Below are 6,155 nucleotides of genomic sequence, written 5' to 3'. Positions count from 1 at the left end.
TGCCGCGGGCCTCGAACCACGCGAGCGCGGGGTGGCGGGGTGTTATCGCGCCGGCCTCACAGCACGTTGAGCATCGCCAGCGCGGTTTCCTGCAGCGAGGGCAGCACGCGCGCGAGGGCGGCCTCGGCCGTCTCGCCGCCGATCGGCATGTTGGTGCTGAGCGCGGCCACCACCTCGCCCTGGCGGTTGCGCAGCGGCACCGCCACGCCGCGCACGCCCACCTGCAACTGCTGCTCGATCACCGCGTAGCCGTCGTCGCGGGCTTGCTCGATCTTCTGCCGCAGCCGCGCCTTGTTGGTCAGCGTGTGCGGCGTGTAGGGCGGCAGCTCGGTGGTCGCGAGCCAGGCCGCCACCTCGTCCGGATCGTGCCGGTGCGCGAGCAGCACCACGCCGGCCGAGGCCAGCGGCGCCGGCACGCGCGCGCCGAGCACGAAGCCGGTGCTCATCACGCGCGACACGCCGTTGCGCGCGATCACCACCAGCTCCCAGTCGTCGAGCACGCTGACATAGGCCGATTCGTTGAGCGTCGCGCTCAGTTGCTGCAGGTAGGGCTGCACCATGCGCGGCAGCCGCGCCGAGTCGAAGTAGGACCAGCCCACCCGCAGCACCCGCGGCGTGAGGCCGTAGAGCCGCCCGTCGGTCTGCACGTAGCCGAGCGACTCGAGCGTGAGCAGGTAGCGTCGCGCGGCGGTGCGCGTGAGGCCGGTGCGCGCGGCCGCCTGGGTGGGCGTCATGCGCGCGTGCTCGCTGTCGAACGCCTCCAGGATCATCAGGCCTTTTTCCAGGCCGGCGATCCAGTCGCGTTTGTCGAGAGGGGCTTTCTTCATGGGCCGGGTCCGGGAGAGGCGCGGCGGCCGGTGCGAGGCCGGGCCGCCGTGGCGGGCGCGCGCGTTTCAGGCGGCATTTAGACGTGCTTCAGGCGTGCTTCAGGCGTGCTTCATGCCGGGCGCATGCGCGCCGCGACGATCACCGAGATCAGGCAGCCGGCGGCCAGGTAGCCGGCCACCAGGTGCCAGGAGCCGCCTCCGACGCTGACCAGCGCCACCGCGATGAAGGGCGTGAAGCCGCCGCCCACCACGCTGGCGAACTGGTAGCCGACGCCCGCGCCGCTGTAGCGGTACTCGGCGCCGAACAGCTCGGTGAAGAGCGGCTGCTGCACGCTCACCACCATGTCGTGCGCGATATTGGCCAGCATCACCGCGAAGATCACGATCCACACCGTGGCGCGCGCCTCGAGCGCGACGAAGAAGGGCACCGCCGAGGCCAGCCCGATCAGCGCGCCGGTGATGTAGACGCGACGCAGGCCGAAGCGGTCGGCCAGCCAGGCGAAGCAGGGGATCGTCACGCAGCTGATCGCGCCCACCAGCAGGCCGATGTTGAGGAACAGCTCGCGCGACATGCCGAGATTGGCGGTCGAGTAGCTGAGCGCGAAGGCGGTGACGATGTACATCGTGAACAGCTCGGCCAGGCGCAGCGCGACGATGTAGAGGAAGGCCTTCGGGTGGCGCGTGAGGGCCTCGATCACCGGCATCTTCAGCTTGCGATGGCCCTGCTCGACCTTCTCGACGAACTCCTGCGACTCCTCCATGCTGGCGCGCACCCACAGCCCGATCAGCACCAGCACCACGCTCATCAGGAACGGGATGCGCCAGGCCCAGGCGCGGAACGCCTGCTCGCCGAGCGTGTGGTTGAGCAGCGAGACCAGGCCGGTGGCCAGCACCAGGCCCACGCCGTAGCCGACCTGCACGCCGCTGCTGTAGAAGGCCTTCTTCTTCGCCGGCGCGCTTTCCACCGCCATCAGCGCCGCGCCGCCCCATTCGCCGCCCACCGCGAAGCCCTGCAGCGCGCGCAGCACCACCAGCAGCACCGGCGCCCACCAGCCGATGGTCTCGAAGGTCGGCAGCAGGCCGATCGCCACGGTCGAGATGCCCATCATCATCACCGTCAGCACCAGCATGCGCTTGCGGCCGAGCCGGTCGCCGTAGTGGCCGAACACCACGCCGCCGAGCGGGCGGAACAGGAAGCCCACGCCGAAGGTCGCGAACGCGGCCAGCGTGCCCATGGTCGGGCTGACCTTGGGGAAGAAGGCCGCGTTGAACACCAGGGCGGCGACGATGCCGTAGAGCAGGAAGTCGTACCAGTCGACGACGGCGCCGACGAAACTGCCCAGCGCCGCCTTGCGCGCCTGGTTGCGGGCGCGGCGCGCGCCGGCCTGATCGAGTGAATCAAAAGCGGGGGTCATTGGCTGTCTCCTGTCGTCCCGGGGCCGGCCGCGGGCCTGGCCGGCTGCATCGCGTCGCGCCTGACTGTCGTCGCGACGAAAATGCTCGCAGCATAGGGGCGCGGCGTGCTCGCGACAATGCGTGGCGAACGCCGGCGCGCGATTATCGTTCAAATTCGTGCGATGATCGATCGTTTTCCGGGTTAGCACTAGGCGCGAGAGAGCGCGCAGCCGACGCTGCTGGATGCGCCCGATTGCCGAGCGACGCCGGTACATCGCAGACTGGCGGTTGCGCGAGGCGCGGCCCGATTGCCGCGAATGTTTGGGCAGTAATGAACTATCTGGTTAAAATCGCGGCTGCGACGGAACCAGCCGTCGCGCCACGCAGCCCCGCAACACTGTCTGTTCCTGGAGACCACGGATGTCCAGCCACTTTCCCGCGTCGACGGCCTCGGCGCGCCCCGTCCCGTCTGACGCCAACCCGCTCGGCATGGCGGGGCTCGAATTCATCGAGTTCGCGGCGAGCGCGCCCGACGCGCTCGCGCACTGCTTCGAGCAACTGGGTTTCAAGGCGATCGCGCGGCACGTCAGCAAGGCCGTCACGCTGTACCGGCAAGGACAGATGCACTTCCTGCTCAACGCCGAGCCCGATTCCTTCGCCTCGCGCTACGCCGGCGAATACGGCATGGGGATCTGCGCGATCGGGATCCGCGTCGACAGCGCGCAGCGCGCCTTCGACCGCGCGCTCGAACTCGGCGCCTGGGCCTTCGAGGGCGAGCGGATCGGCCAGGGCGAGCTGGCGATCCCGGCGATCCAGGGCATCGGCGACTCGCACATCTATTTCGTCGATCGCTGGCGCGGCCGCGGCGGCCTGTCGGGCGGCGTCGGCGACATCTCGATCTTCGACATCGATTTCCGGCCGATCGACCCGGCCACCGCCCAGGCCGACCTGCAGTACGCCGGCACCGGGCTGGTCCAGGTCGACCACCTGACCCAGACGGTCGGCGCGGGGCGCATGCAGGAATGGCTCGATTTCTATCGCGACCTGCTGCATTTCCGCGAGATCCACGAGATCAACGCGAACTGGCATGTGTCGGAGGAGTCGCGCGTGATGGTGTCGCCCGGCGGCGAGGTGCGCATTCCGCTCTACGAGGAAGGCACGCGGCGCACCCAACTGATGCACGACTACCTGCCTGATCATCCGGGCGAGGGCGTGCAGCACATCGCGCTGGCCACCGACGACATCCTCGCCTCGGTGGATGCGCTGGTCGCCAACGGCGTGAGCTTCGTCGAGCCGCCGGCCGCTTATTACGACTCGATCGATACGCGCCTGCCGGGCCACGGGCTCGACGTGGCGGCGCTGCGCAAGCGCGGCATCCTGGTCGACGGCGAGATCGTCGACGGCGTGCCCAGCCTGTTCCTACAAACCTTCGTCAAGCGCCGGCCCGGCGAGATCTTCTTCGAGATCGTCCAGCGCAGCGGCCATCATGGTTTCGGCGAGGGCAACCTCGGCGTGCTGGCCAGGGCCAGAAAGGCAACGGGCGCCTGAGGCGCCCGCCGACCGGGATTTCCGCTACCCGGATTTCCCGCTTCATGGCGGCGCGCGGTTCTCGCGCGCCGTTTCGTTCTTCTCGCCCGGTTTCCCTCGGCCTTACGCGACCTGCTTGTAGCGCGGCGCGGCGTGCACCTGCGAGATGTTCGGCAGGATCGCCTGGCGCGCGCCTTCGTAATTGCGCCACTGGCCGTCGTCGTGCAGGGTCGGGATGGTCACCGCCTCGCGCAGGTCGTAGCCCGCCAGCGCCGCGTCCACCAGCTCGTCCACTTCCATCACCGCCTGCAGCGAGTTCACGTCGGTCCCGGCGTGATCCCAGATCTCGGTGCGCGTGGCCGCCGGCAGCACCGCCTGCACATACACGCCCTTCGGTTCGAGCTCGAGTCGCAAGCCATGCGACAGGTAGGTCAGGAAGGCCTTGGTCGCGCCATACACGGTCAGGCCCAGTTCCGGCGCGAAGCCGACCACCGAGCTGATGTTGACGATCGCGCCCTGGCCCTCGCGCGCGAAACGCGGCGCGACGGCCGCGGCCAGCCGCGCCGGGGCGGTGGTGTTCAGCGTGATCAGGGTTTCGACCGCGTCGGGCGTCTGCTGCACGAAGCCGCCCGGGATGGTGGTGCCGGCGTTGTTGACCAGCACGCCGATCCTGGCGTCGTCGGCCAGGCGCGCCTCGACGCGGCGCAGGTCCTCGGGCTTGGTCAGGTCGGCGTTGAGGATCTCGACGTTCACGCCGTATTCGGCGCGCAGGCGGTTCGCTACCTCGGTCAGGCGCGAGAGATTGCGCGCGACCAGCACCAGGTCGTGGCCGCGTTTGGCGAACCGGTCGGCATACACGGCGCCAATGCCGGTGGAGGCACCGGTGACGAGCACTGCGGGAAGCTTCGACATGCTGTTTCTCCAGGAAGGAAATGGGGGTAAGACCGGCATCGATTTATTCATGATGGCCGTCATGTTTTTAATCATGATGTCGATCATGTATCATGTCAAGCATTGGATGGGAGGTGCGTATGAGAGTGAGTCGGGAGCAGGTCGCCGAGAATCGGCGGCAGATCCTCGCGGCGGCCAGCCGGCTGTTCCGCGAGCGCGGTTTCGATGCGGTGACGGTGGCCGAGGTGATGAGCGCGGCCGGGCTGACGCACGGCGGTTTCTACGGCTACTTCAAGTCGAAGGAAGACCTGATCGCGCAGACCCTGGCCGAGGTGGTGAAGGGCAGCGAGGACCTGCGCGGGCTGAACGTGCTGGAGTACGCCGCTACCTACCTGACGCCCGACCACCGCGACCATCCGGCCGCCGGCTGCCCGCTGGCGGCGCTCGGCGCCGAGGCCTCGCGCCAGGCGCCCGAGGTGCGTGGCGCGCTGGGCGGCGGGCTCGGTCGGCAGGTAGCGCGCTTCGCGGCTAGTATCGAGAGCGCCGACGAAACGCTGGCACGACGCGCCGCGATCGGCAGTTGGGCGGCCATGGTGGGCGCGGTGATCCTGGCGCGCCTGTCCGACGATCCGGCGCTGTCCGACGAGATGCTGCGCGAGACGCGCGCCTGGATCGAGCAGAACGTGCCGCATGCCGGGCCGGTGCCCGAAGCGTCGCCGTCGGCTGTTTGAGATCTGGCAGGCAGGCCGTCATCCCTTGCGGATTGACGGCCTTATTTTTGTCCGGGTAATATTCTGCGCTAATCCGATCACCCTGCCTGGCCACCAGGCCTCGATGTAGACGCCATGTCCGATCCAGTCTTTCTTCCACGCTATACCGGCTTCGATGGCGTGACCCATCTCGTCTCCGGGGATCTCGCCACGGTAGCGGTGGCGATCCGGCACGCGACGCGGGCGCCGGCGCCGGGCCCGGTGCTGCTGTTCGACAACGCGACCGGCCGCTCGATCGACGTCGATCTGCGCGGCAGCGACGAGGAAATCCGCGCGCGTTTCGCCGCGGCGGACAAGCAGCTCGAAGGGAGCGCAGGGGTGGAGCCGCCGCTGGGGCAGCCCGAGGCGGCTGACGCCGGCGAGGCCGGCAACGCACCGCGCGGGCGCGGACGTCCAAGGCTCGGCGTGGTGGCGCGCGAGGTCACCTTGCTGCCGAGGCATTGGGACTGGCTGGCCGCCCAGCCGGGCGGCGCGTCGGTGGCCTTGCGCAAGCTGGTCGACGAGGCGCGGCGCGAACATGGCGAGCGCGATCGCCGGCGCCTCGCCAACGAGCGTGCCTACCACTTCATGTCGGCGCTGGCCGGCGATCTGCCCGGCTTCGAGGAAGCCTCGCGCGCGCTGTTCGCCAGCGACATGCCGGGCTTTCGCGATCGGATCGAGGCCTGGCCGCGCGACCTGCGCGAGCATCTGCTGCGCCTCGCCGAGCCCGAGGCGCAATGGCGCTGAATCCTCAGTAGCGCGGCGC

At 69.3% G+C, this 6,155-nt stretch carries 6 protein-coding genes; 3 read left to right on the top strand and 3 right to left on the bottom strand.

From position 1 onward, the window contains the following. Nucleotides 1-56 precede the first annotated feature (56 nt). Together F3J10_RS15580 and shiA are read right to left on the bottom strand one after the other, a co-directional pair. Entirely contained in the window at nucleotides 57-827 is a 771-nt protein-coding gene (locus tag F3J10_RS15580; protein ID WP_167242430.1) for an IclR family transcriptional regulator C-terminal domain-containing protein, read from the bottom strand. A gap of 110 nt (nucleotides 828-937) precedes the next feature. Further along, nucleotides 938-2,242, bottom strand: a complete 1,305-nt coding sequence (shiA, locus tag F3J10_RS15575; protein WP_025101234.1) for a shikimate transporter — start codon at nucleotides 2,240-2,242, stop codon at nucleotides 938-940. 400 nt (nucleotides 2,243-2,642) lie between these two features. Here shiA and F3J10_RS15570 point away from each other — a divergent pair, with 400 nt between their 5' ends. After that, nucleotides 2,643-3,770: a VOC family protein gene (locus tag F3J10_RS15570; RefSeq protein WP_025101233.1), complete on the top strand. Its 1,128-nt coding sequence runs from the start codon at nucleotides 2,643-2,645 to the stop codon at nucleotides 3,768-3,770. Nucleotides 3,771-3,872: 102 nt separating this feature from the next. On the opposite strand, the gene F3J10_RS15565 is transcribed toward F3J10_RS15570, so the two are convergent. Next, nucleotides 3,873-4,661 carry an SDR family oxidoreductase gene (locus tag F3J10_RS15565; protein ID WP_166913317.1) on the bottom strand — a complete coding sequence of 263 codons (789 nt, stop codon included), beginning with the start codon at nucleotides 4,659-4,661 and terminating at the stop codon, nucleotides 3,873-3,875. A 119-nt stretch (nucleotides 4,662-4,780) separates the two neighbouring features. Between F3J10_RS15565 and F3J10_RS15560 the strand changes: the two genes are divergently transcribed. Then, nucleotides 4,781-5,371 carry a TetR/AcrR family transcriptional regulator gene (locus F3J10_RS15560; RefSeq protein WP_025101231.1) on the top strand — a complete coding sequence of 197 codons (591 nt, stop codon included), beginning with the start codon at nucleotides 4,781-4,783 and terminating at the stop codon, nucleotides 5,369-5,371. 114 nt (nucleotides 5,372-5,485) lie between these two features. Then, a complete protein-coding gene (locus F3J10_RS15555; protein WP_167242429.1) occupies nucleotides 5,486-6,136 on the top strand; it encodes a DUF2239 family protein in 651 nt (216 codons plus the stop codon). Nucleotides 6,137-6,155: the final 19 nt, after the last annotated feature.

Source organism: Burkholderia sp. Cy-637 (genome assembly GCF_011753175.1).
Classification (GTDB): Bacteria; Pseudomonadota; Gammaproteobacteria; order Burkholderiales; family Burkholderiaceae; genus Burkholderia; species Burkholderia gladioli.
This window is presented reverse-complemented; position numbering and strand designations above follow the sequence as displayed.